This window comes from Shewanella sp. AC91-MNA-CIBAN-0169 (genome assembly GCF_040310165.1).
In the GTDB taxonomy this organism is placed as follows: domain Bacteria; phylum Pseudomonadota; class Gammaproteobacteria; order Enterobacterales; family Shewanellaceae; genus Shewanella.
The window spans coordinates 20,632-47,390 of sequence record NZ_JBEOPM010000033.1 but is presented as its reverse complement, the minus strand read 5'-3'; the positions used below and the strand labels follow the sequence as shown (position 1 = coordinate 47,390).

Genomic DNA, 26,759 nt, shown 5'->3' with positions numbered 1-26,759 from the left:
GCCGGCATAGCTCAGTTGGTAGAGCAACTGACTTGTAATCAGTAGGTCCCGAGTTCGACTCTTGGTGCCGGCACCATAAAAACAAAAAAGCCACTCAATGAGTGGCTTTTTTGCATCTGCTATTTAGTCAAATCTAAACATATTAATTCAGATATTGTATTTAACTTCCCCAAACAAAACAGGCACTCAATTGAGTGCCTGTTTTGTTTGGGGAAGCCCGAAGACTATCTACCGAGTACTTCAACACGGGCTAAACGATTAACTTGGTTTAAAGAACCCAAATGACCATAAATTGGGCCTAGTAGACCGCGCTTTTTAAGCTCGATAAACTCTTCGTCGCTTAGTGCATTTAATTTAGCTTCATCAATAAGGTATAAACCATTGATATTACGCTTCTCACCCGCTACATCAACAGTGAGAGTCTGATTAATCAACAGCCCTTTTTCATCTAGAAACCCTAAAATACCGCGAGTGGCTTGATCTTGTTCATAGTGGCTAATCAAAGCTTGCTTACGCGCTTCTAAAAATGGAGTTTCTTTACCATCTTCAAATAATGCTTGGCCGTCTGTTTTAGTCACTTCTTTGGCATCTTCGCGTATACCAATCCATACTTTATCTTTAACGTCTGGATTAACCACTAAACCAAGGGGATAGTCACGAACAACAGCTGGAATATACAAACCTTGCCACTTACCATCTTTCACACTTAGATTTTGACCTGGTTTTAGGCCTAACATCGCAACTGATTGAAATTCGTTAGTGTCACTGTTTTTAACAAATACGATTGGATACTCAGTGGCAGCACGGTTAATTTCATGCAAGGTAACCGGCACGATGTGCTGCTCCGCCACGTGAGAAAAATCACTTGGAGTCAGTTTTAAATCACCATGCTTGGTTTGTTCTAATAATGTAATCTGGTTAGGCATCTTGGCTCCTTGAAGCACTGATTATCTTTTATGGTATAAGTACAACATCATTGTCATACGTTGTGTTAACAAATAATTAATAACTGAAACTACCAAGTTAAATCTTAAATTCAAGTAGATTTAAGTTAAATTGCGTCAATAAACGTCAAATGACCAATTCTTGAGCAAAATAGGCTTTGTGTTTAACAAAGCCTATTCGTTTATATTGATAGTAGCTCAACTCTCTATGTGATTACTCGCCTAGTGTAACTTGAGCTTAGGACGTTGCCAGCGCAGTAGCTTTTGGGCAATACGATATACAGAAGCCGAGAACCAGCCATACAAGCTGGCTAAATGACGCTGATACAGAGAGATGTACATCAAACGAGCAATGTGTCCTTCAACAAAAAAATCTCCTGAGCGGAGGCTTCCCATTAAGTTCCCAACCGCCGAAAAACGACTCAGTGATACTAGTGATCCATAGTCTTTATAAACGAAAGGCTTTTCTGGCTGCTGTTTCATCTTCAAACAAATATTGGCATAGAGACGATCTGCCATTTGAGCCGCGGCTTGGGCTCTTGGTGGTACCGGCTTACCTGATGGTAAAATTAATTGAGCACAGTCGCCTAAAGCATAAATATCATCAATGCCTTTTACACGCATGCAATCATCTACATCAATTTGATTACGTGGTGTGACGGGAAGTTGAGTGAAATTTTCAAATACTTTGGGACCTTTAACACCTGCCGCCCACACTTTGATATTGGCTTTTATCGTCTCCCCCGTCGCAGTAACAAAGCCTTCTTTGGTTACTTCTTTAACCTGCACACCTAAATGTAATTTAACCCCTAGCTTTGACAGTACAGTTTGCGCTCTGGTACTGACTTGCTCTGGCAATTGAGGGAGTATTTTTGGGGATGCTTCTATTAAATTTATATCTAAATGATCTTTGGAGATGTTTTGATAACCGTACTCTCTTACTGATTCAATAACATGATGGAGCTCAGCGGCAAGCTCGACACCTGTAGCACCCGCACCAACAATGCCGATACCTAATTGATCTTGGGTTTCATTAAGCTGTAACAGTGCATCCATCAGCTTATGATGAAACAGATTAGCACTGTCTAGACTGTCTAAAAAAATACAGTGTTTTTCGGCTCCTGGTGTATTAAAGCTATTTGATACGCCCCCTAAAGCTAGAACAAGAGTATCGTATTCAATATTGCGCGCGGCAATGATCATCTCGCCTTCATCGTTATACACAGGAGCAAGTTGAATTTTCTTAGTCGTCGGATCGCATTGCTCAATGGCACCTCGAATATACCGGTAACCATTCTTTAATCCGTGATCTCGATATTGCAGGCCTTCGATTGATTGATCAATTACACCAACAGCGACTTCATGTAATTTAGGTTTCCATATGTGGACGGTATTTTTATCAATCAAACTAATGTCGATTAACGGATTTTTACCAAATTTCCGGCCCAATTTTGAAGCCAATGCTAGCCCTGCAGCCCCACCACCCACGATAACAATTCGTTGCACCATACACTACCTCGGAATTACCTTATACCAACAACATAATCACACAATATTTACAGTTATAAAAAAAGGCCCTTATGGGCCTTATACTGCTTCTTCATTTTCTTCGCCAGTGCGAATACGAATCACGCGTTCGATATCAGTTACAAATATTTTACCGTCACCAATTTTACCTGTTCTGGCTATATCAACGATAACATCAATCGCACGTTCCAGAATGTCATCTTGGATCACTAATTCAATTTTTACCTTAGGTAAAAAATCAACCATATATTCTGCACCACGATAAAGCTCTGTGTGGCCTTTCTGACGCCCAAAGCCTTTAACCTCTGATACCGTCATACCCGTAATGCCAATTTCAGCAAGTGCCTCACGCACGTCATCAAGTTTAAACGGTTTAATAATCGCTTCGACTTTTTTCATTAAATACTCCTGTCATCGGCTAAGTTTTTGATTAACCTCAACTCGGGATAAGAGATGGGATAAATCGATAAGAAAATGGTTTATTTCAAATCTGCAATATCGAATTTGCCATTTGTTTTACTAACAAGTCACATTTGCACGTCAATATGGTGCCTATTGCAAGTCAATCCACTACAGCAAGCAGGAGCTATTTAATAACCATTTATAATTCCATACTGAAGTTGATTAAGCATATGTCCTCATTGCAATTTATATGCTTGCTAACATCATCCAAATATCTTACTTGAAAGCGAAGCTAATTGTCGCGGCTATTTTACGTATTTATGAAAAGATATTTCTCAGCAAAGCTGCTGGTTATTTTCTATACTAATTTAATCTTACTGCAGGACGCAGCTGACCACGTTTAAGGATGAACAACAGTGAAATTTCCTATCCAAGCAAAAGGCTTTAGCCTGATTGAAGTTATAGTCACCACATTGATTGCCGCAATAATGTCACTCATCGCAATCCCCTCTTTTTCTGGAGTAATTGAACAAGTACGAGCAAAGAGTAATATTCAAGTTATTCAACAGACTATTCAGTTAGGCCGAAATATGGCCATAAGTTATGGTTCTAGGGTAACGGTTTGCCCTTTAATCGATAATCTGTGTTCAGCAGATTGGAGTATTGGATTAAGCGTATTTATTGATCATGGGCAAAAAAATCAACTTGATGACAATGATCGCTTACTTCAACAAACGGCTCCTTTTCATGAAAATGACTATATTGATTACAATCGTGCAGCGATTAGATTCCAACCCGATGGATTAGCTTCTGGTACTAATGGCACATTAACGTACTGCCCAGGAAAATTTGACAGTAAATACTCAAAAGCCATCATTGTAAATCAAGCAGGAAGGGTAAGAATGTCGAAAAAGAAAAATATTAAATGTAAGCTTTGACAAAGTAGGAATTAAATAGGGTATTTGAATAAATATCAAATCAGTAGTTCGGTCAAAATGGTCAATAAAACACTGTAATTCATGCTGCGCTTAGTTATACTCTGCTTTATATAGCAGAGGATTTATGCATGAAAAAATTAACTTTTGGGTTCACTTTAATAGAAGTAATGGTCACTGTTGTCATAGCAGCAATACTCATGACCGTTGCCGTTCCCGCACTTAAGTCGCTTTATGAAGGAATTAGAGCGAGAACAGCTATAAGCACCATTGATTCATCGTTTGTCTTTGCCCGCAGCCAAGCGGTTAGTTACGGTAGCAGAGTGTCTATTTGCCCTATGACATCTACAACTTGTGGCAGTAATTGGGCCCAAGGTTTTAGTATATTCATCGATAATGGCGTTACTGGAACAATGGATACAACCAATGGAATTGCTGATGTGATCTTACGTAAAGTCGATGCATTTAATAGTAACGATATTATAAAGTCAGATCTAACGCGGTATACTTTTAATCCTGATGGAATGATGGCTAATGGTCTCAATGGCATTTTTCGATATTGCCCTGGCAGCGCAGACAGTAGTTCATCTGAGGCCGTAAATATAAATTCGTCAGGCAGAATGTCTAAAGTTAGCACCACCGTTACTTGCAGTTAGTAACAATAGGCTTATGTTAATAAGCCTATTTAGAACCACACATTAATTGTCTATGTCAGTTCTCCGTTCATCAAGTTCACGAACAAATTTATCGTTAAACTTTTTATCTTCTGCAATGCATTCAACTATCCGTTTCACCAATAAACGTTCATTAGATATTGTTGACACTTGCTTAGCTAGTAAAGCACTTTGCTCTTGTATCGCTAATTTTTTTTCCCATAAAAACAAAGCAATATTTGGACCGTTGGGTGTTTCGATATGGCATTTATACGGAATATAATCAGCTTCTTCTTCCGCAAAAGCAGAAGATGTACTAAAAAAATATAAAATTGCTGTAAATATTATGCTTGTTCTCATTTCCAACACTCCGTAGGTGACTTAGCACCCGTTGAGGTTAACGATATCGTTGCACAAGCCGTATCACGAGTCGCTTGTACTCCAACAGCTGTAGCTGTCACGGTGTAATCATCACCACTCAGCGTTGTATCAACCTTATAATAGGTATTTTCAACAATCCAAGGATCTGCCTTCAACCCAAGTTTAGTCATATCAGTTGCAAAGCTTCGATGATCTAAATAATACTGTTCTTGCAAATTAGCAACATGCATTACCCCTGCCAAACCGTCACCACGAGCGCCTTTAGCGACAAACTGCGTATAATTAGGATAGGCAATTGAAGCGAGAATTCCCACGATCACAACAGTGATCATCACTTCAATTAATGTGAATCCTTTATGATTTATCATTGCTTTTTTACTCATCTTTATTCATCTATATGGTAATAAATTTTGTTAGCACCTAAACCACCACCGATACATTTATCATCACCAGCAGCACAGCCATCATCCTCATTATCATCCACTTTATCCATGTCATCACCAGCAGAGCCAATACCAATTAAATACATATAACTGTCTGATGTACCATTCGGCGGTATGACTAACTGAGGCGTATCAGGTACTCTTGCGCCCATTTCTAAATACTCTTGAGTATATGAACGAGTACCTTTATGCAAATCAAAGCCATATAATCGACCTTCACCAGATGCAAGACATTGATTTGATGAGGTCGCATCCCCAGGGACATAAGAGGTAAAGTACACTCGCCCTTGAATTATTGTAGAGGCAGATAAACTTTTTTCTCCTTTCGCAGCAAAGTTATAATACCAGCCTCTTTTTGCACCAAACTCAATATTTTGCTGTTCCGTTGTCGGAGGCGTTGAAGATACATTATAAAGATTTGCTAACGCTAACGGAGCAGGTATCTCTTTACCTTCAGCGCCAGTAAACGATTTAGTCACGACATTACGGTCTTGTAACACAAAAAACTGGTCTGAGCGCGATGTATCTAAAGGATGCGGTCTGTGGCCACTGCCTACGGTAACAGCATCATAAGGGATATTCTGATACGTCAGGTTCGTGGTTGTATTATTAGACGTATCAGTCACTGACACTTGAGAGATATTAGTGAATACCGTTTGCGCCACTGCAGGTTCAGCAAAAAAGCGTCTATCGGTAGCTTGTGTAGAGCCGCCTAAACTCGCAAACTTAAACGCCGTCCACGGACTGGTAGAGCTAGTCGGTGAAGCACCGGGTAAATCCATACGCCAAATATTAGCCCCTGTATCAGTTGCATATAATCTGTCAGTTAATTTATCACTGTTACTGTCTAATATTGCGATGCTATTTGGAATGCTATCAACAATACCAGGTAATTGTGTTCCACTTGAGCCAGTACCAAATCGATACACTAGGGCTCCAGTTTCAGCATTTAAAATGTAAACACTGCGGCCGGTAGTGTCATCAGTACCAACCCCTGCACCATCTTTTGTTGAAGGGTTATATCCACCGCCAATAATCACAACTGGAGATGCGGTATCAGCAGAGGTATTACCTGCTGGCACTCCTGGGATGAACGTTACCACAGGCTCAGCCCAAGACTGGCCCATATCACTCATTCCTGTGGAGCTAGGGTCAACTTTCCACATAAATTGTGGTGAATCAGGATTGGTAATGTTGAGCGCATAATACGATTTCCCCCCGCGACGCATACCCACAAATAGCCAAGCTTTATCAATTGCACCTGATGCATTTCTTTTTACGTATGCAACAGGTGGGCTATCCATACCGTAAACAGAATGAACTCCTGTTGGTACGTTTGCCCTTAACTCACGAAGGTTAGGTAATAGTTCTTGGGGCATAAATGCCCATGACTCTTCAATACTCGCACCACTGTCTTTAAACATGTGTAAAAAGCCTGCATTAGTGCCCAGTAAAATACGTATATCTGGTGAGCCCGCAGTACCGTAGTTAATCGCTAACGGCTTAGAGTGCAGTGGGTCGCCCATAATATCTGAGCGCTTATCTGTTGTTGAACCGTCTTTGTCTTCATCATCAACGTCAATGCCAATCGCCCAATCAAATAATTTAGTTAGCTCAGAGGTGTCTACGCCCATAAAGGCAGCCAAGGCAGCTTCACTGCCAATACCAGGACTGTTTACTGCTTTTGATTTAGTGAAAGCTTCAATTGCGCCACCCGTACCAAAGTTCCCGTATAAAGTGCGACTCGGCGTTGATTGAAGCTTGGTTAATGCACCTCCGATTTCAACATTATTACCATCACCGCCGCCACTTGTGGCACTGCAGACAGCATCCGATGTCCAATAAGAACATGCCGACGAGGCCAAATTACCATCATCATCAATGGCATCATTACCATTTTTATCGACAACATCACCAGATCCAGTCACCTTAAGCTTTTTCAAATTACCCACCCAACGAGGACCTTCGTTAGGTAAAAACATAGCGTAGTAAACCGAGTCTAATGTTTGGGTTCTATCAAAGTTATTACTCGCTACTGAAGGTGAAGTGAAACTTGAGTTAGTTTCTAGAATATTAGAGAAGATAGATTGTAAAGCCTCTTGCAACCTTGCAGCATCGGAAGCAGGAAAATATGCCCCACCGCCACGATTTGCAGTTTCTTGCAGAAGTGTTGCAACACTTGTTATACCTGAACCATAACCTATTGTATAAGTTGATACTGTTTGTGTTCCATCAAGACTAGTATTTACATCATTTGTATTCAACCAGCCAGCAAGTGCTGCTAAATAACTATTTGAGTATCGATTAGCAGTCGTTACACCTGGAAGAGCTAAAACTTTACTATCTGCATCATTATCACTAACAGGTGCACCATCTGTAACATAAATAATATAGGCTTTATCTTGACATTGCTTGCCTACAAATGGGGAACTATAGACTTTATTATTCTCATCACCTGACTCTACAGTAGTATCTCTAGGAGGCTCTCGAGTCGGATCATCATCACCATAGTAAACACCTAAACCTGAAAAATAGCGGTAGGCTTCGTAAAGATTTTCGCATAACGGGGTATTACCGCCAGCGGTAAAACCACCAATAGTAGTAAGTAAACTGGATTTATTTGCATCATTATTCGTTGTTATGCCATATACAATTCTGCCACCATTTGTACTATTACTCGTATTTCGGTTGAACACACTCAGACCGAAATCAACACCAGGGGTTGTGACAATAGTATCTTCGATTACTCGTTGGGCAACTGCTAGCCGTGAATAGGGACTCTGAGTTTTGGTACTATGATACCAATCAACGTATTTTTCGGTATAAATAGTGATTGGTTGACCAATACCAAAATTGGTTAATTTAGCTTTTGCGACGGCAGCATCAATTTCGGCTGAAGTTGATGAATTACCTATAGCGGTATAACGAATAGGATTTGAACTAGTACCTAAACCATCAACTGGAAAACCATTTGTTTCTCTGCGATTATTGGAATTTAATTCCGCGATATCCTCGTAACAATCAACGTATTGAATGCTGCTTCCATCAGTTAAAGGGAGCTCTGACCATTCGCCATTCTCACCGATATATTTGTGTTCACGAAGATAACCAGTAAACATACCATAATCTTTTAGGTAGCGATCACTGACACCACAGCCATTAACAATAGCTTGGAAATATTGGTCACTAGATGACAATGGAATATTACTACTATTACGAGTGAAAAATAATTTGGTAGAGCCTCTTAAACGGCCACTTCTGTTAACATTCTCATTACCACGCTCATAAGGATCATCGGTATTAAAATTGGTGCCCATACTCCCAGACGTATCAAAAATAATCAGTACTTGCGGCTTAGAACCAGTACGAGCTGTAGACTCAAGCACATACAACTCAGTATCATCGGCGAAACTGATGGATGAGAAAGCCAAGATTGCAAATAGCAATGTAGATAATAATTGTTTAAAAAACATGACTAACTCCCTGTTAACACTTCTTGTTCTATACCTGCAACCACGGTGACTAACCCCATATTGCTGCGGCCAAATGTTGAAGAGCTTGATATTTCAACTCTGCGACAACTAATTAAATTTCCTGAACTTGCTTTTGTGCTGCGTTGACAGCCAACATCACCAACAGTCATCGGGGTGATCGTATTTGACACACCGAGTGCGGCATCGACAGTTGTAGAAGCTACAGTCATCGTCGCCATTGTAGTGCCTTGATTAACTAAAATAGCTTTGTCTTGTCCGCCTTGAGCAGAAGCCATCGCCTCAATACGCTCAGAACCAGCGCCAGACATTCTCAATGACTGTGTCGAATTAACCGCCAATGCCACACCAATTAAGGTCATTAGCACAAGGATGATTAACGAAAAAAACAACACTATTCCTTGCTGTTTCTTTAATGATGTGACCATTTATCTGCCTTTTGTTTCGTACATCAACTCAAAATAAATTTACGTATTGAACAACTAAATTATAGGTTTATTAAAATTGGATTTTCTAACACAATCGTACTTGAGACGACTTTACGACGATATTTATCATTAAGTGGCCCAATGGTTTTATCACCGAGTGTATAGGTATTATCATTTTTATAGGTTCTGTCCTCTTCGCTTGAGCGAACGAGTAAAAATACCCTTAAAGAAACTAAACGTTGAAATAATTCGTTATCCCACATCAATGTTGTCACATTTTGTGCTGGCATATAGCTATCAGCAGTACCGTCACCATCACTATCAAAGCCGTAAAGAATACGCATATTTTCTATGCCTTCAACGAGTTGCTCTTCGTTATTCATGCCATTATTGATAGATAAAGTACGGCGTCTTAATACCGGAATATTACCGTCATCTCGAATAAAATAGACATGGTGTTGGTATTCCCATAAGCGGCTATTAGCGAGTCCAGGAGCCGCTGCACTTCCATTAAAAAAAATAATTTCATTAGATGTTGACGCTGCATAATAGCGCGTGGCAGTTAACACTGTAGCAGGTGGCCCGATTAGACGCTTAATTTGAATAACATCTGTTTTACTATTAGGCGTAATACACGCTAAGGTTTCTGCACTCACTCCCTGCTCATAACCCCATAACCGGCGAAAATGTGAAGGTTGCGCATTAGGAAAGCTAGCATTATTAAGGCCTGCACCCAAACAATCTGCTGTAACCGCGGTAGATGAGATAGTAGTGTTACTGCCAATAATAAAATCAGTACCTGTAATATCACCCATAAACCCAAGCTGACTTAAATCGCGTTCCATAATCGCTAATGCGATTCGGCCATTTTCTTGCAATTGATTAAACTGACTTGTGGTAGTGACATTGCCTGAAGACATGCTAAACATAGTAAAAAGGCCTGCTGTTAAAAACAAGCTAATCAACATCGCGACCATTAACTCAACTAGCGACATTCCTCGCTGGATTACTGATTTCTTCATCATCTTAATATCGCCGTATTAACCACTAATGCACGTCGCCTGTCACTACTCGTTCCACAACCTTGCACAACGCTAGATTGTCCTGAAGCGCCATCTGAAGATGATCTAACGCCCTTCCAAGTGATTACGACCATGACATTATTATTAGCGTCTATATTTATACAAGCTGTTGGAGAATCTAATCCACCCACATTATTATTGTCAGATGATTTTTCATTTTCACCTAAAAACGCGCGTTCCCACTGATATAAGTCCCAGTTTCTTGTTTCAATGTTGGTACATAGAACATTACCACCCACAGCAACATCACAAGATTTGGCCGATGATATAGATGAACCAGTATAAGTCCCTGCATAGGTGGCTAGTTGACTACTGTTTATACGCATTCGATTAATGATGTCGTTAGCATAATACGAGGCTTGAGTTTGTTGAAAAGATTCGAAACTGCCTTTCTTGGCAACTAAATGAAGATTAAAAATCCCAATAAGGCCAATCACTAGAATAACCAGTGAGACCATTACTTCAATTAAGGAAAATCCATTCCTTTTGCATGACATGAGCGTAAAACCTCCAGATAAAATCAAAAGTAGATATTTTCACTCTTGAATATCGATTTTTTATACAGCACAACTATTAAACCAGTCTAAACATTCTGCATAGATAATAACTGACTTAAATGTAATCAGATAGTATCAATTTTGTATGATTAATAGAACAACATATTTTATCCGTATTATACTCGGTTTACTTTGTAAGCACAAAAAACCCGCAACTTAAATTAAGTTGCGGGTTAATATTTATAGATGATTGAAATTACTAACGTAATTCAGCTGGAACTGCAAATACAGTGTCTTCTTTACGGCCTTCAACTTCAGTAATAATACTCGGTGCAAGTTTAGCTATCGCGTTAACAACTTGTTGCACTAACACCTCAGGCGCTGAAGCACCAGCAGTTACTGCTACTTTTTTCACACCATCAAACCACACAGCCTCAACGTCAGCAGCGGTATCAACGAGATAAGATTGCGTACCTGTTTTTTCAGCCAGCTCACGTAATCGATTAGAGTTAGAGCTATTTTTAGAACCGACAACAATCAATAAATCGACTTCGGAAGACATACTACGTACAGCATCTTGTCGATTTTGCGTCGCGTAGCAAATATCATCTTTACGCGGCCCCTCAATTGAAGGAAAGCGCTTTTGCAATGCAGTAATAATATCTAAGGTGTCATCAACAGAAAGTGTTGTTTGAGTGACAAAGCATAAGTTGTCTGGATTATTGACCTGAAGATTATTAACATCCTCTGGAGACTCAATAAGATAAACACCACCTTTAGGATTATCATATTGTCCCATAGTGCCTTCAACTTCTGGATGGCCTTCATGACCAATCAAAATGCACTCAATACCTTTACGACTTGCACGAGTCACTTGTAAATGTACTTTTGTCACTAAAGGACATGTCGCATCGAAGACTTTTAAACCACGATTTTTAGCTTCTTTACGCACAGCTTGTGATACACCGTGAGCACTAAAAATAACAATACTGTTGTCTGGTACTTGGTCAAGTTCATCAATAAAAAGAGCACCACGCTGTTTTAGGTTTTCAACCACATATCGGTTATGTACCACTTCATGGCGTACATAAATTGGTGGTTCAAATAACTCTAAAGCACGCTCAACAATACTGATAGCACGGTCAACACCGGCACAAAAACCACGAGGGTTGGCCAATAAAATACTCAGTTCTGGAGACGTCGGATCAACTTTTAGCATGTGCTACCTTTTTTATTCAGTTATGACACTAATCACTTCAAGTTCAAACGTAAGCGTGCGTCCTGCGAGTGGATGGTTTAAATCGACTGTAATTGAATCACCAGCAGTATCGCGAACGATACCCGGTATTTCACTGCCACCAGGACCCGCAAAACTCACAATAACACCGTCTTCAAGCTTCATATCTGCAGGAAATCGACTTCGGTCCATATAGTGAATCGCATCAGGGTTTGACTCACCAAAAGCGTCTTTTGCCGCTAAGGTAAATGTGTGCTTATCACCTTCTTTCAAGTCTTTTAGTTCGTCTTCAAAAGCCGGACTTAGACTACCGTCACCAATATTTAAACGTGAAGGTTTGCCAGATGATTTTGTACTGTCGGCTGTGGACCCGTCTTCCAGTACAATATTCATATGACATATTAATGAATGACTGTCTTGCTTATTTAAATCTGTCATAGTTAATCTTGCTCCTTCGATGGCTTTGCGTCGGGTCTAAATGATTCCCAAATGATCAGTACCGCACCAATAAAGATGCCTGCATCGGCAATATTAAATGCAGGGTAATGGCTGGTATTCCAGTAAAAATCGACAAAATCAATTACAAAACCATGCATTAAACGATCAACCAAATTACCTAATGCGCCGCCAATAACTAAGGTAAAGGCTAAATTACTGCGCCATAACGAATAAGATTGTTTACGCAACCATATTGTTAACAAGGTACTAAAACCAACCGCAATAATGGTAAACAACCAACGTTGCCAACCTCCTGCTTCACTTAAAAAACTGAACGCTGCACCGTAGTTTCGCACGTAAGTGAAGTTAAAAAACGGTAAAAGCTGTATAGACTCATACAATTCAAAATTGCTCAGGACCCATTGTTTAGACAGCTGATCGGCTAAAAACACCAATGCAGCTACCCAATACCAACGTAAGCCACTGTCTTTCCATGTTAATGGCACAGTACTCATTATCAATGTTTCCTTAAGCGAATTCGCGTTTCTCGCCTTCACCTTCAATATTGGTCACACAGCGTTGACACAATGTTGGGTGAGCTTCAATAGTGCCAACCTCTTCACGATAGTGCCAGCAACGCTCACACTTCTCGGCGCTACTTTTGACAACCACTAGTTTAAGCGAACTTAATTCGGTTTCGATGGCATCGCTACCCGCTTGTGACATATCCGCCACGGCTGCTTTAGAGGTAATAAGAATAAATCGTAACTCATCACCCACTTTAGCTAACTCAGCAGCTAAATCAGCATCTGCGAACAATGTCACTTCAGCTTCTAATGAACCACCAATACGTTTATCACGACGCGCTTGTTCGAGTACTTTGTTAACTTCGTTACGGACTGTTAATAGTTTCTCCCAATAATCATCGCTTAAATCACTTTCAAGAGTGACGGCTTCTAAGCCTTGATACCATTCTTGGGTAAACACATACTTTTCACGTTTACCGGGTAACAATTGCCACACTTCATCAGCGGTAAAGCTTAAAATTGGCGTCATCCACCGAACCATTGCCTCGGCAATATGATAAAGCGCAGATTGACAGCTACGACGTGCATGCCCTTCTTGCTTAGCGGTGTACTGGCGATCTTTAATAATATCAAGATAGAAACTGCCTAACTCTACAGAACAGAACTGCATCAGTTTTTGAGTCACTAAATGGAAATTGTATTGATCATATGCTTCAATGATTTCTTGTTGCAGCACTGCTGCACGACGAACAACCCAACGATCTAACGCGACCATCTCTTCAGATGCGATCATGTCTGTTTCTGGGTTAAAGCCATTCAAGTTAGCAAGTAAGAAACGGGCAGTATTTCGAATACGACGATATGCATCAGCACTGCGATTTAAAATCTCGTCAGATACCGTCATTTCGCCACTATAATCGGTTGCGGCAACCCATAGACGTAAAATGTCAGCACCAAGCTTATTGATTACTTGTAAGGGAGCTATCACGTTACCAACAGATTTTGACATCTTACGGCCTTTACCATCAACGGTAAAACCATGGGTCAACACTTGCTTATAAGGTGCTTTACCATTCATAGCGGTTGAGATCATCAATGATGACATAAACCAACCACGATGCTGATCGCTACCTTCTAGATACAAATCTATGTCATGCCCATGAAACTCTGGACGCGCTGCGACAACAGATGAGAATGATGAACCTGAGTCAAACCATACATCCAATGTATCAGTCACTTTGCGGTATTGATCGGCCTCATCACCTAACAATTCGCTGGCATCTAAATCCCACCAAGCTTGAATACCTTGTTGTTCAATGCGATGCGCTACACGTTCCATTAATGAAACACTGTCTGGATGTAATTCATCCGTTTCACGATGTACAAACAACGTAATAGGGACGCCCCAAGTACGCTGACGTGAAATACACCAGTCTGGACGGTTTTCTACCATTTTTTCAATACGGCTTTGGCCCCAATCAGGGATCCACTTCGTTTGTTCAATTTCTTTTAACGCTTGTGAACGCAAACCATGATTATCCATAGAGATAAACCATTGTGGCGTGGCACGGAAAATAATTGGTGTTTTGTGGCGCCAGCAATGTGGATAGCTATGGCGTATAGCAACATGCAGAAGTAATGCGCCCTTTTCTTCTAACAGCGCAACCACATTGGCGTTGGCTTTAAATACATGCTGACCAGCAAAAAACTCAGTGTCTGGCTTATAAACACCATTGTCGCCAACAGGGTTAGCGACTTCCAAACCGTATTTTTGGCCGACAATAAAATCGTCCTGACCGTGGCCTGGTGCTGTATGTACAATACCGGTACCTGCGTCAGTAGTCACGTGATCGGCTAAAATAGCAGGCACGTCAAACGCATAAAATGGGTGATTAAAACGCATTAACTCAAGTTCTGCGCCTTTTACTTCACCTAAAATAGTGTGTGACTCTGCACTGTAACGCTCAAGACATGACTCAACCAGAACTTGAGCTAATATCAAGGTAGTCGTTTCACCATTCTTAACAAATTCAACCAGGCTGTAATCTAACTCAGGGCTTAACGCTAATGCACGATTTGCAGGAATCGTCCATGGGGTCGTGGTCCAAATTGCCATAGCTACTGGTTTAGCATAATTTTCTACGCCAAATTTAGCTGCAACAGCTTGGCTATCAACCGCCACAAAAGCGACATCGATTGCTGGAGATGTTTTATCTTCGTATTCCACTTCAGCTTCAGCAAGTGCTGAACCACAGTCGGTACACCAATGCACAGGTTTAACACCTTTGTGTAAATGACCGCTTTCAATTACTTTTGCCAATGAACGGACAATATTCGCTTCGGTTGAAAAGTCCATGGTTAGGTAAGGGTTTTGCCAATCACCTAATACACCTAAACGAATGAAGTCATCACGTTGGCCATCAACTTGGATAGCGGCATATTTACGACATTCTTCACGAAACTCTGCCGCAGAAATTTTGACACCTGGCTTACCGACTTTTTGCTCAACTTTAAGCTCAATCGGTAATCCATGACAATCCCAGCCTGGAATATAAGGCGCGTCAAAACCTGACATGGTTTTAGACTTAATAATGATGTCTTTAAGGATTTTGTTTACCGAGTGACCAATATGAATGCTGCCATTGGCGTATGGAGGGCCATCATGAAGAATGAAAGGTTTACGGCCAGCACGGCTATCACGGATCTGTTGATACAGTCCGTCTTGCGTCCAGCTATTTAACATTTCTGGCTCGCGATTTGCCAAATTACCGCGCATCGGAAACTCTGTTTCCGGCAAGTTCAAAGTAAATTTATAGTCGCTCATTGATCCCATACCATTATTTAAAGCTGATTCATTTCAGCTAGCATCGTTGCTAAATAAAGCGCGAGCTTCATTTGCATCATTTAAAATCTGTTTTTTTAGCGCGTCCAATGACTCAAAAGGTTGTTCATCACGGATCTTTGCTACTAATTCTACTTCCACTCGTTTGCCGTATAAATCACCGCTAAAATCAAACAAATGGACTTCTAATCTGCAAGTTTGACCATTTACAGTGGGTCTAAAACCCACATTAGCCACACCGTCATAAATATCGCTGCCATCCCAGTACAAACGAACCGCAAACACCCCTCTTACAGGTACTACGTGTCGTTTTAAGGCAATATTTGCTGTTGGAAAACCAATTGTACGGCCTAATTTTTGCCCGTGTGCAACCTTACCACTTAAAATGAAAGGATGACCCAATAACCGCCTTGCTTGCTCTAAGTGCCCTAACGCTAGTTGTTCTCTCACTGCAGTAGAGCTTACTCGCAACGAACCAACAACAAAGCTTTGTGTACTGACCACAGTAAAGCCAAATTCTTTACCCGCAGCAACGAGCATATCGAAGTTACCTAAGCGACCTTTACCAAAACAAAAATCATCTCCAACAACGAGATATTTAACCCCGAGTTTTTTAACCAGTAACTCTTCAATAAACGCTTCAGCAGGTTGACTAGCAAAGGCTTCAGTAAAATTGATACAAAGTAGCTGATCAATTTTAAGCTCATCTAACAATCTAATTTTATCACGTAGAAGACTCAGACGCGCCGGCGCATCTGTACCACGAAAACGTTCTTGCGGTTGCGGTTCAAAGGTCATTAACATTGCAGGCAGTTGAAAATGATGCGCTTTATTAACCAAGCTGCTGATCACCTGTGCATGGCCACGATGGACACCATCAAAATTCCCAATGGTCAAAACGCAACCATGATGAGAAGGTAAAATATTGTGTATACCGCGGATTAATTCCATTACGCTCAATACTGCCTATTGCAAATCGGCAGATTATATACCCAAACCAATGTCAGATGCGAGTTTCAACCTCAGATTATTACAGCGAATTTTGGATAATCAGCCGAATATGCCTAAGTCTCTCACGTAGGATAAATTATCCCTGACGTTTAATTTTCCAAGGCCGTACACCCAATGCGAGTAAACTCAACAAATAAATAACCGCGCCACCAACAATGAGCTCAATCAACATAAACATCCGTTCGAAGGTGTGCCATTCGAGCCATATGCTTTGTTGCGGCATAAAATAAACAATGCCAATGGCCATTAAGGCTGTAGAAATAATCACTTTAAACGAGAAAAATAACGTTTGTCGGCTCATTTGATAAACGCCCGCTTTATGCAAACCTCGATACAACAAACCCGCATTTAATAGCGCAGACATTGATGTCGCAATGGCTAAGCCCACATAACCAAATGGAATGGCAAAAATAAGGTTAAACACCATATTACTAACCATGGCAATAATGCCATATTTAACCGGAGTTTTAGTGTCTTGACGCGAATAATATCCTGGAGCTAACACTTTAATCATCATGAAACTTAACAAACCACAGCCATAAGCAACCAGGCTATACGAAGCCATTTGAACGTCATTTAGGCTAAATGCACCACGCATAAACAACACCATCAGCATTGGTTTAGCGAGAATAATCAGTCCTAACATAGCCGGAGTGCCTAAGAGTAAAATGGCTTTTACTCCCCAATCCATCGTTTGATTAAAGCCACTGCCTTGGGCATTAACATGTTTTTGCGATAATGCAGGCAAAATCACTGTCGCGATGGCAATACCAAATAATCCTAAAGGGAACTCCAATAGGCGGTCTGCGTAATACAACCAACTAATCGATCCCGTCATCAGGAAACTGGCTATAAAAGTGTCGAACAATAAATTAATTTGCGACACAGACACACCAAATAAAGCTGGGATCATCAAGGTTCTAATTTTTACCACACCAGGGTGATGCCATCCCCACGTAGGCCTAACGAGTGCTTTCTCACGAATTAAGAAAGGTATTTGGAATAAAAACTGAATCAATCCACCAACAAATACCCCCCAAGCCAAACCAATTTCAGGGTTTTCTAATGTGTGCGCATACCATAACGCCACGGCAATAATCGCCACATTCAAAAATACTGGCGTAAAGGCTGAAACCGCAAAGCGTCCACGAGTATTAAGGATTGATCCTGCTAGGGCTGTGAAGGTGATAAACCATAAATACGGAAAGGTAATTTTTAACATGACAGAAGCCAGTTCAAATTTTTCTGCATTAGGCCCGTCATTTAACCAATCGACAAACCAGCCACCACCAAAAAGAGCAGCTAATACTGGAGAACCAACAACACCAACCAAAGTAACAATTGTCACTAGTACACCTAAGGTACCAGCGACTTTACTTAATAACTCGCGTGTATCTTCTGGGGTCATTTTTTCCTGGTACTCGGTCAGTACCGGCACAAATGCCTGCGCAAAAGCCCCTTCGGCAAATAAACGCCTTAAAAAATTAGGTATCTTATTTGCAAAAAAGAACACGTCAGCACTACTGCCTGCTCCCATTAGGTTCGCAATCACTACATCTCGAACTAAACCTAATACTCGTGAAATCAGCGTCATAACGCTGACAATCAAGCCTGATTTAAATAATTTTTTGCTCAAACAGCCCCCCAGGCACAAACACACTTCAACGAAAATTAATGGGATATATTAATAAATATTCTATTATGGCCCTGTCACACAGACCAAAGAGCTGGTAGAATTGCGCCACATATTACACGAGTGGGTTGAAGTTAGGCATGTTAGGTTGGATTAATTTATCTTTATGATGATTATTCAACTGTAGTCGTTGACAAGACGACAAAAAGCAGGCATATTCCTCGGCCTTTAAAAGTATCAAATCCAGTTTTTAGGAGTTGCACCTTGGCTAATAGCAAGTCTGCAAAGAAGCGCGCGCTTCAGTCTGAAAAGCGTCGTCAGCATAATGCTAGTCGTCGCTCTATGTTACGTACATACGTTAAAAAAGTCATCGCTGCTATCAAAAGTGGTGACCATAAAGCGGCTACAGAAGCGTTCGCTATTGCACAACCAATTGTTGACCGTATGGCGACTAAAGGTCTTATTCATAAGAATAAAGCCGGTCGTCAGAAGGCTCGCTTAAATGCAAAAATCAAAGCTATCGCAGCTTAAGTTTTTGTAGATTAAGATTCAAAAAACCGGCTTAGGCCGGTTTTTTTATCACTAAATTTTACCTATCTATCTTTTTCATCTGCAACTTCCCCTATCTCAATCTCAGCTCAACTCAACTCAACTCAACTCAACTCAACAGATTAGTATCAATATAATAATGTCAAAATTATTAATGATCTGACCCTAAAAAATAGTCTGATTAAAGGCAAGTTGCGCTTGAGAACTGTTTTAACGTTTAATTTAATACTATTAATATTGGCGACTAACTAAGCCTGTAGAAAGACAGTATGGAAGCTTTCACTCATTTCAACGGGAGAACGATCAATTTTATGAAAGTTGAAAGTTAAAAGTTGAAAGTTGATTGTTGGTGGTTTTGAAAATATTGATACATTGCAGGTTTGTGGTGTGAAGTGTCTTAATTGCGGCCAGTAAGCGGCATATTGCGTGTATAAATTTACAGAACTAAACGTCTTAACTTAAGACATCATCAATGAGATGCATCAGTTAAGACGTTTGTGGAGTCAATTTAATAACAATACATATTATTTAATACTTGAATTAACTCTTTTACCTCATTACTTTTTAATGAATAAAAAACGGTTTGTGCTTCTTTTCTAGTACAGACTAAATTGTCTTTACGAAGCCATGCCAAATGTTGAGATAATGCCGATTGACTCAACCCCAACTTCTTATTCATTTCACCAACACACATTTCACCTTCATTAAGAAGATGACACAAAATAAACAATCTACGTTCATTTGCTAATGCTTTTAGCAATACGACCGCATGATCTGCTTGCTGCTGCATTTTTTCTATATTCATCACGCGCTCTTCTCCTCATCTAACCCCGCTCTAATATAGCGTTCCCTTACAAATAGAGTCGGGACATAAAGCACACTTTTTGGTAGATTGTTGTAAAAAATGAGACTTAGCTAAAATAATCAAAGGAAACTCATGAAAAACTATCAAAGAGCCACTCTCGTCGGTGCCATTTTTGCAGCACTTATTGGCTGTCAAACAACGTCACCAACTAAAGCCACTGCACCACAATTAGTGATTAATGATTCTGATGATGCAAAAATCAGTCAACAATTAGCTAAACAAGCTTTATCGTCTCGCTTAAGTTATGACATAGTCGAATCACTCACCGTTGAAGTTGGACCAAGATTAGCTGGCACGGATAAAGATATAGTTGCGGTTGATTGGGCAATGGAAAAATTGTGGCTGCTCGGATTTGATAAAGTGTACAAGGAGTCTGTTCAAGTTCCTGCATGGTCAAGAGGTAGCGCCCACGCAAGTATCGTGGCGCCTTATGATCAGCCATTAGTCGTTACCGCCTTAGGTGGAAGCGTGGCAACACCGGTTAACGGTATTCAAGCATTAATTGTACGCTTTGACAGCTTAGAAGAGTTATCTAATGCATCACCTGGACGCATCGAAGGCAAAATTGTATTCATCGACCACAAAACTGAACGCCATATTACAGGTAAAGGTTATGGCGAAGCTGTAGGTGGTCGCTCTCAAGGAGCTATAGTTGCTGCACAAAAAGGAGCGGTTGCCATCGTTATCCGCTCTATTGGGACGGATCATGACAGAATGGCCCATACTGGTATGATGCGATATGAAGAAGGAACGCCTAAAATTCCTGCGGCAGCAATGTCGAATCCAGATGCCGATTTAATTAATGCGATGTTAAAGCGCAATCCTAACATCACACTATCATTAAATTTGACCTCAGAAAATCTAGGGATAGCCACATCTTATAATGTCATTGCAGAAGTCACAGGTAGCAGTAAGCCTGACGAAATAGTCCTTATTGGTGCTCATCTTGATTCGTGGGATGAAGGTACAGGTGCGATTGATGATGGCGCTGGTGTGGCGATTGTCACCACCGCTGCTAAACTTATCCAAGACTTACCACAAAAGCCAGCACGCACTATTCGAGTAGTATTATACGCTGCAGAAGAAGTCGGTTTAGTTGGCGGTAAAGCCTATGCGGCACAACATGCTGATGAATTAGATAAACACTATATTGCCGCAGAATCTGATTTTGGTGCAGGACCAGTATATAAAATTGATTTTAACGTTAATGCCGCGACATTTGAACAGGTCAAACAAGAACATTCAGCTATGACCTTAAACGGCGTTGAGCTAGGCAATAATGAAGCGTCTGGTGGCCCAGATGTTTCAATTCTACCAGCATTAGGCGTTCCTGTTGCGTCGTTAAATCAAGATGGTTCAGATTATTTTGATTATCACCACACTCCTAACGACACCTTGGATAAAATTGATCCCAAGAAACTAGCGCAAAGTGCCGCTGCTTATGCACAATTTGCTTATATGATGGCGCAATCAGAAATCGATTTAAGGCCTGTTACTCAGCAAAAAGAACAACACTAATCGGTTTATCTCAATCGAGCTTAACACTCAGACATTAAAAAGCCCTTATTCAAGGGCTTTTTATTAAGCTGGTTTTATTATTTTAGAGAGCGTTATTTTTGTTCATCTCGTAAAAACACTGGCGCTGTAGGGGTCGATTGCACTTCATTATAATAATAACCTTCAAGATCAAACTCGGTTAATTGTTCAACACTAGTAGGTTTAGTATCCACAATGTAACGAGCCATCAATCCGCGCGCTTTTTTAGCATAAAAGCTAATCACTTTAAATTGACCTTTTTTACAGTCTTTAAATACTGGTGTAATCAACTGTCCTTCAAGCTGCTTAACGTTGACCGATTTGAAGTATTCATTCGACGCTAAATTGACAATGATATCGTCACCCTGCTCTTTCAAGGCCTTATTCACTTCAGCAGTGATAGTCTCGCCCCAAAAAGCATATAAATTGCTGCCCTGTGAGTTTGCTAGTTTGGTACCCATTTCTAACCGGTACGGTTGAATTAAATCCAACGGTTTAAGTAAACCATACAAACCAGACAAAATACGCAGATGCTTTTGACTAGAAGCTATTTGTGACTCAGATAAATGATCGGCATCAAAACCGGTGTAGACATCACCTCGAAATGCGAATATAGCTTGTTTAGCATTATCAAGGCTAAACGGTGGCTGCCAGTCAGCAAAACGAGCAGCATTAAGCCCGGCAATTTTATCGCTTACTTTCATTAAACTGGCAATATCCATTGGTGTTAATTCACGGCATACATCAATCAATGCTTGGCTTTGTTTAAGTAAACACGGCAGAGAATGGGTGTTAGTTATAGGTGGATTTTCGAAATCTAATGTTTTCGCGGGTGAAACTAAAACCAGCATAAGTACGCTCCAGGTAAAATCATAATGTCATCATACTGAACTGATAAAAAAAAACCATGCTGCTGTAGCATGGTTTTTTCGATTACCCTAATAGGTAAATGCTATTTTTTTACAGGCTCTGCTGAGTTAGGCCAAATTTTTTCTTCTAATTGATCGGCTAGCTCCGGAAACTTACTAGTATCAAATACAGGATCAATACCAGCGTCTATCTGTTCACGGTAGTCATTGATCACTCTAACCGCCAAACCAGACAACAAGACTAATGCCACTAAGTTAACAATGGCCATTAGCCCCATCGACACATCCGCTAAATCCCAAACCAAACTAATTTTAGCGAGAGAACCAAACATAACCATACCTAAAACCACTAAACGAAATAAAGGTAAGGCTTTTTTACTATTGCCAGACAAGAACATTACATTGGTTTCTGCATAAGAATAGTTGGCAATAATAGACGTAAAGCAGAAGAGTAAAATGGCAAAAGCAATAAATGCTCCACCCCAATCACCCACATGACTGGTTAATGCACTAATGGTTTTGGCAATACCATCCGAGCTAGAAGCTGCATCTCCAGATAATAAAATAATCGCTGCGGTTGCGGTACAAATAACAATAGTATCAACAAACACGCCCATCATTTGCACAAAACCTTGCGATGCTGGATGGTTAGGATTTGGAGATGCACTTGCAGCAACATTTGCGGCACTCCCCATACCCGCTTCGTTTGAAAACAATCCTCGGGCAATACCAGCTTGCATTGCTTGCGAAACACTAAATGCAACACCACCAGCAGCAGCTTCTTGCCAACCAAATGCACTATTGATAACCAACATGAATATGTCGGGTAATTTTTCAATGTTCATACCCACAACGACAAAAGCAATGGCAATATAAGCAATAGCCATCACAGGCACAATTAACTCAGATGCTTTAGCAACCTTCTTAAGGCCTCCAACAATCACAAAGGCACTGCAAATAACAATACCAATTCCAATATAGACAGGCTCAAAACCAAACACCTGAGTCATAGCACCAGTTATGGTGTTAGCCTGGACTGCATTAAACACTAAACCAAAGGCTATAATTAAAAATATCGAGAACAGCACACCCATCCAGCGTTGACCAAGACCTTTCTCCATATAATAAGCAGGCCCGCCACGGTACTGACCATCACCATCTTTCACTTTATAAACTTGGGCAAGGGTCGACTCAATCATTGCGGTTGCCATACCAAGTACCGCAATAGCCCACATCCAGAACACGGCACCTGGTCCTGCAGTACCAATTGCAACAGCCACACCGGCCATGTTACCAGCACCTACACGTGCTGCCATACTGGTACAAAAAACCTGAAATGATGATAAACCATGCTTACCTGGACGACGGCTAATAGCCAATACTTTAATGCCATGAACAAAATGAGTGGCTTGAATAAAACCGAGACGAATGGTGAAAAATAATCCAGCGCCTACCAGTCCATAAACTAATAGCTTGCCCCAAAGTAGGCTATTCATAAAATTAATAATCGTTTCTAACATTGCCATATTGTCTAATCTTCCCCGTTATAAGGTTATTTTTTTGTATCAGGCTATTGCGCTGAATGTTAAAGCACATAATGGACAGACCTGGCACTTCATATGCGAGCTGCTATGTGTCAAACGGTAAAACAAATAAAAGTGCCAAATAAAGGCGCCATTATAAAAGCTAATGATGGTGGATTAATAGGTATAGATCACCAAGGGCTGTGAATGCTAAAACAACGTTACCTACCTGATACATTGCCTAAGTAAATGACACGTTGAAGCAACACAAATAAAACAAAAAGCAACAAGTGACATCCATCACACTTTATCACTTCTATTATTAATGCTCTATGCTTAAAGCACTGGCAAATCGTTATTAAATTTCAAGTAATTATCGACATATCAACCAAAAATGCGATCTGAACTAAAAGTGACTCGTCAAAAATTAGATAAAGGCCACATTATTGTAATAAAATTACAGATACAGTGTTCTCAAAGAAAGTTAAATAATTATTTTCACTTTTAATCGAGGTCACAATGACTAACTCAAATGAAATAACTGCACTAAAAAAATACGTACGAGCGACTAACTTCTTGGCGACATCGCAAATTTATCTGAAGCAAAACGTACTTTTTAAGCGTCCTTTACAACATACTGATATCAAGCCTCGTTTACTTGGTCACTGGGGAACGTGTCCTGGTATCAACTTTGTCTACGCTAACGTTAACCGTCTTATTGTTAAGCATAATCGTGAATTCATTTACCTTGTTGGCCCTGGCCACGGTTTCCCAGCAGTACAAGCTAACTTATTTGTAGAAGGTTCATTAAGCCATTTCTACCCAGAGACCATACCTTATACAGAAACGGGTATCGAAGATATCTGTAAAAAATTCTCAGCAGCTTACGGTTATCCATCACATGCGAATCCTGAAGCACCAGGCCAAATATTAGAAGGTGGTGAGCTTGGTTATTCACTTTCAGTTGCTTGGGGCTCTGTATTAGATAACCCAAATCTTATTGCCGCCTGTTTAATTGGTGACGGTGAAGCAGAAACAGGTCCATTAGCTGCATCTTGGTATGCCAACCGTTTAGTCTCACCAGATAACAACGGTGCAGTGCTACCAATCGTACATATTAACGGTTACAAAATTTCAGGCCCTACTCGTATGGGCCGAATGAGCCATGAAGAGCTAGATTTAGAATTCCGTGGTCTTGGTTATCACCCAATCATCGTTGATGATGCAATGGAAACCGATATTTTTGAACAAATGACCGCAGCAATGGACTTGTCATATGACATGATCAATGACATCCAACGTCGCGCACGTTCAGGTGAAGATGTCGTTAAACCACGCTGGCCAGTTATTTTAATGAGAACCGCAAAAGGTTGGACTGGTACTTCTGAATACGATGGTAAGAAACTTGCTGGTAACTGTGAATCTCATCAAGTAATAGTGAGCAACTGCGCCAAAGATAAAGGCCATCTTGAAGCACTTGATAAGTGGTTGGCTAGCTATAAGTTTGACGAATTAGTGCAAACCACTGAAAGCGGTGAATTGATATTTGATAAAGACATTATGTCTTTGATGCCGCCAAAAGAGTTATGTTGTGGTCGTCAACGTCTGAGTTACGGCGGTGAAGTTGTACGTGCTTTAGCAAATCCAGATTTAAACAAATTGGGTTACGGTTCAGAAACAGCTCGTGGTCAACGTGGTTTCTCAATGTTGAAAATGGGTGAGTGGATGCGTGATGCTTTCAAACTAAACCGCGATCAACGTAACTTACGTATCTTCAGCCCTGATGAAACATACTCAAACCAACTACAAGCTGTGTTTGAAGAAACCGACCGCGCATGGCAGTGGCCAATCGAAAGCTGGGATCAAGATATGTCTCGCGATGGCCGCGTGATTGAGCTCCTATCTGAAAATTTACTTTTCGGTATGTTACACGGTTACACAGTAACAGGTCGTCACGGTATGTTCCCTACCTACGAATCTTTCTCTCAGGTAGTGTCATCAATGGCGGATCAATATTGTAAATATGTTCATGCAAGCCAAGGTATCCATTTCCGTAAGCCTATCCCTGCATGTAACGTCGTATTGTCTTCACTATTAGAACGTCAAGATCACAACGGTTATTCTCACCAGAATCCGTCTTTCCTAGGCGCTATGTTAGAGAAACATCCGAACATTATTTCTGCTTATTTACCTGCAGATGCTAACAGTACCTTGGTTTACACTGAACGTGCTTACGCTGATCGCGATAAACTGAACATTATTGTTGCGGGTAAAAAGTCATTACCACAGTGGTTATCACTTGATGAAGCCCGTAAGCAAGCTAAAGACGGTATCATGGTGTGGGATTTCGCCTCTGATGACAAACCAGATGTAGTACTTGCAGGTTGTGGTGACTACGCGACGCAAGAATGTATGGCCTCACTGGTATTAATTCGTGAGATTTTACCAAGAGTGCGCATCCGCTTTGTAAGTGTCTCAGAACTTCACAGCAGCGGTTTAGGTAGTCTTAAGTTTCAAAGCAAGCCTTGGATGATGGATGAAGTCTTCACTGAAGATAAAGGTGTGGTATTCAACTACCATGGCTACCCAAACACCATCAAAAAGCTTGTATTTGATTATAAAGGTAACCGTCGCTTCCGTATTAAAGGTTATGAAGAAGAAGGTTCAACGACTACACCATTTGATATGGGTGTGCGTAATGGTACTTCTCGCTATCATTTAGTTATCGATATGGCATATAAGTTGTTCCAGCAAGGCGTAATTGATGAATCACAACATGTGACCATCACGACCGATATGTTACAACGCTTGGTAGACCACAAAAACTACATCAAAGCGAACGGTGTTGACCCTGAAGAGATCGAAAACTGGGTGTGGACACGTTAAGTTAAGCCACTTTTAACAATAAAAAATACGCCTTCAGGGCGTATTTTTGTTTTTATAATC

Annotated in this window: 23 protein-coding genes and 1 tRNA gene; 6 read left to right on the top strand and 18 right to left on the bottom strand. The window is 40.6% G+C overall.

What is annotated here, in order from left to right; genetic code table 11:
* A tRNA-Thr gene (locus AAEY98_RS20245) sits at positions 1-76 on the top strand.
* 148 nt (positions 77-224) lie between these two features.
* On the opposite strand, the gene AAEY98_RS20240 is transcribed toward AAEY98_RS20245, so the two are convergent.
* From AAEY98_RS20240 to glnB, 3 genes are all read right to left on the bottom strand, one after another.
* Complete coding sequence (locus AAEY98_RS20240; RefSeq protein WP_011638325.1) at positions 225-926, bottom strand: SapC family protein; 702 nt, start codon at positions 924-926, stop codon at positions 225-227.
* Positions 927-1,166: 240 nt separating this feature from the next.
* Entirely contained in the window at positions 1,167-2,453 is a 1,287-nt protein-coding gene (locus tag AAEY98_RS20235) for an NAD(P)/FAD-dependent oxidoreductase (protein ID WP_101086391.1), read from the bottom strand.
* A gap of 78 nt (positions 2,454-2,531) precedes the next feature.
* The gene (glnB, locus tag AAEY98_RS20230; RefSeq protein ID WP_101086390.1) at positions 2,532-2,870 is read right to left on the bottom strand and encodes a nitrogen regulatory protein P-II; all 339 of its coding nucleotides are present in this window, start codon (positions 2,868-2,870) and stop codon (positions 2,532-2,534) included.
* Between the two features lie 419 nt (positions 2,871-3,289).
* On the opposite strand from glnB, the gene AAEY98_RS20225 reads away from it, so the two are divergent.
* Both AAEY98_RS20225 and AAEY98_RS20220 read left to right on the top strand, forming a co-directional pair.
* Positions 3,290-3,811 (top strand): GspH/FimT family pseudopilin, encoded by a 522-nt coding sequence (locus AAEY98_RS20225; RefSeq protein WP_351019168.1) that lies wholly within the window; start codon positions 3,290-3,292, stop codon positions 3,809-3,811.
* Between the two features lie 128 nt (positions 3,812-3,939).
* Positions 3,940-4,464 carry a GspH/FimT family pseudopilin gene (locus AAEY98_RS20220; protein WP_351019165.1) on the top strand — a complete coding sequence of 175 codons (525 nt, stop codon included), beginning with the start codon at positions 3,940-3,942 and terminating at the stop codon, positions 4,462-4,464.
* Positions 4,465-4,506: 42 nt separating this feature from the next.
* Here the strand turns inward: AAEY98_RS20220 and AAEY98_RS20215 are convergent, their stop codons facing one another.
* The 12 genes from AAEY98_RS20215 to murJ all read right to left on the bottom strand — a co-directional run bounded on the left by AAEY98_RS20215 (position 4,507) and on the right by murJ (position 18,474).
* Positions 4,507-4,821 (bottom strand): TapY2 family type IVa secretion system protein, encoded by a 315-nt coding sequence (locus AAEY98_RS20215; RefSeq protein ID WP_351019161.1) that lies wholly within the window; start codon positions 4,819-4,821, stop codon positions 4,507-4,509.
* On the bottom strand, positions 4,818-5,225 hold the full coding sequence (locus AAEY98_RS20210) for a type IV pilin protein (protein ID WP_351019158.1): 408 nt from the start codon (positions 5,223-5,225) through the stop codon (positions 4,818-4,820). The genes AAEY98_RS20215 and AAEY98_RS20210 overlap by 4 nt, the downstream gene beginning before the upstream one ends.
* A 2-nt stretch (positions 5,226-5,227) precedes the next feature.
* Entirely contained in the window at positions 5,228-8,758 is a 3,531-nt protein-coding gene (locus AAEY98_RS20205) for a pilus assembly protein (RefSeq protein ID WP_351019155.1), read from the bottom strand.
* 2 nt (positions 8,759-8,760) lie between these two features.
* Positions 8,761-9,204: a pilus assembly PilX family protein gene (locus AAEY98_RS20200; protein WP_351019152.1), complete on the bottom strand. Its 444-nt coding sequence runs from the start codon at positions 9,202-9,204 to the stop codon at positions 8,761-8,763.
* A 59-nt stretch (positions 9,205-9,263) separates the two neighbouring features.
* Positions 9,264-10,229, bottom strand: coding sequence for a PilW family protein (locus tag AAEY98_RS20195; RefSeq protein WP_351019149.1), 966 nt, complete (start codon positions 10,227-10,229; stop codon positions 9,264-9,266).
* Positions 10,226-10,783, bottom strand: coding sequence for a type IV pilus modification protein PilV (pilV, locus tag AAEY98_RS20190; protein ID WP_192114418.1), 558 nt, complete (start codon positions 10,781-10,783; stop codon positions 10,226-10,228). Before pilV ends, AAEY98_RS20195 begins: the two co-directional genes overlap by 4 nt.
* Before the next feature lie 259 nt (positions 10,784-11,042).
* Complete coding sequence (ispH, locus tag AAEY98_RS20185) at positions 11,043-11,972, bottom strand: 4-hydroxy-3-methylbut-2-enyl diphosphate reductase (RefSeq protein ID WP_182744784.1); 930 nt, start codon at positions 11,970-11,972, stop codon at positions 11,043-11,045.
* A gap of 42 nt (positions 11,973-12,014) precedes the next feature.
* On the bottom strand, positions 12,015-12,458 hold the full coding sequence (gene fkpB / locus AAEY98_RS20180) for an FKBP-type peptidyl-prolyl cis-trans isomerase (RefSeq protein WP_162023671.1): 444 nt from the start codon (positions 12,456-12,458) through the stop codon (positions 12,015-12,017).
* A gap of 2 nt (positions 12,459-12,460) precedes the next feature.
* Entirely contained in the window at positions 12,461-12,964 is a 504-nt protein-coding gene (lspA, locus tag AAEY98_RS20175; protein ID WP_041413659.1) for a signal peptidase II, read from the bottom strand.
* Positions 12,965-12,986: 22 nt separating this feature from the next.
* Entirely contained in the window at positions 12,987-15,809 is a 2,823-nt protein-coding gene (gene ileS, locus AAEY98_RS20170; protein ID WP_351019146.1) for an isoleucine--tRNA ligase, read from the bottom strand.
* A gap of 33 nt (positions 15,810-15,842) precedes the next feature.
* Positions 15,843-16,778 (bottom strand): bifunctional riboflavin kinase/FAD synthetase, encoded by a 936-nt coding sequence (gene ribF / locus AAEY98_RS20165; RefSeq protein WP_101086379.1) that lies wholly within the window; start codon positions 16,776-16,778, stop codon positions 15,843-15,845.
* 136 nt (positions 16,779-16,914) lie between these two features.
* Positions 16,915-18,474, bottom strand: coding sequence for a murein biosynthesis integral membrane protein MurJ (murJ, locus tag AAEY98_RS20160; RefSeq protein ID WP_350998888.1), 1,560 nt, complete (start codon positions 18,472-18,474; stop codon positions 16,915-16,917).
* A 261-nt stretch (positions 18,475-18,735) separates the two neighbouring features.
* On the opposite strand from murJ, the gene rpsT reads away from it, so the two are divergent.
* Positions 18,736-19,002 carry a 30S ribosomal protein S20 gene (gene rpsT, locus AAEY98_RS20155; RefSeq protein ID WP_059744082.1) on the top strand — a complete coding sequence of 89 codons (267 nt, stop codon included), beginning with the start codon at positions 18,736-18,738 and terminating at the stop codon, positions 19,000-19,002.
* A gap of 526 nt (positions 19,003-19,528) precedes the next feature.
* Here rpsT and AAEY98_RS20150 read toward each other — a convergent pair.
* The gene (locus AAEY98_RS20150; protein ID WP_011638342.1) at positions 19,529-19,825 is read right to left on the bottom strand and encodes an ArsR/SmtB family transcription factor; all 297 of its coding nucleotides are present in this window, start codon (positions 19,823-19,825) and stop codon (positions 19,529-19,531) included.
* A 132-nt stretch (positions 19,826-19,957) separates the two neighbouring features.
* Between AAEY98_RS20150 and AAEY98_RS20145 the strand changes: the two genes are divergently transcribed.
* Complete coding sequence (locus AAEY98_RS20145; RefSeq protein ID WP_350998891.1) at positions 19,958-21,403, top strand: M20/M25/M40 family metallo-hydrolase; 1,446 nt, start codon at positions 19,958-19,960, stop codon at positions 21,401-21,403.
* A gap of 92 nt (positions 21,404-21,495) precedes the next feature.
* Here AAEY98_RS20145 and yaaA read toward each other — a convergent pair whose 3' ends face one another.
* Positions 21,496-22,272, bottom strand: coding sequence for a peroxide stress protein YaaA (gene yaaA, locus AAEY98_RS20140; protein WP_162023674.1), 777 nt, complete (start codon positions 22,270-22,272; stop codon positions 21,496-21,498).
* Positions 22,273-22,373: 101 nt separating this feature from the next.
* Entirely contained in the window at positions 22,374-23,810 is a 1,437-nt protein-coding gene (locus tag AAEY98_RS20135) for an alanine/glycine:cation symporter family protein (protein WP_101087192.1), read from the bottom strand.
* A gap of 522 nt (positions 23,811-24,332) precedes the next feature.
* Here AAEY98_RS20135 and AAEY98_RS20130 point away from each other — a divergent pair.
* Positions 24,333-26,699 (top strand): phosphoketolase family protein, encoded by a 2,367-nt coding sequence (locus AAEY98_RS20130; RefSeq protein WP_351019142.1) that lies wholly within the window; start codon positions 24,333-24,335, stop codon positions 26,697-26,699.
* Positions 26,700-26,759: the final 60 nt, after the last annotated feature.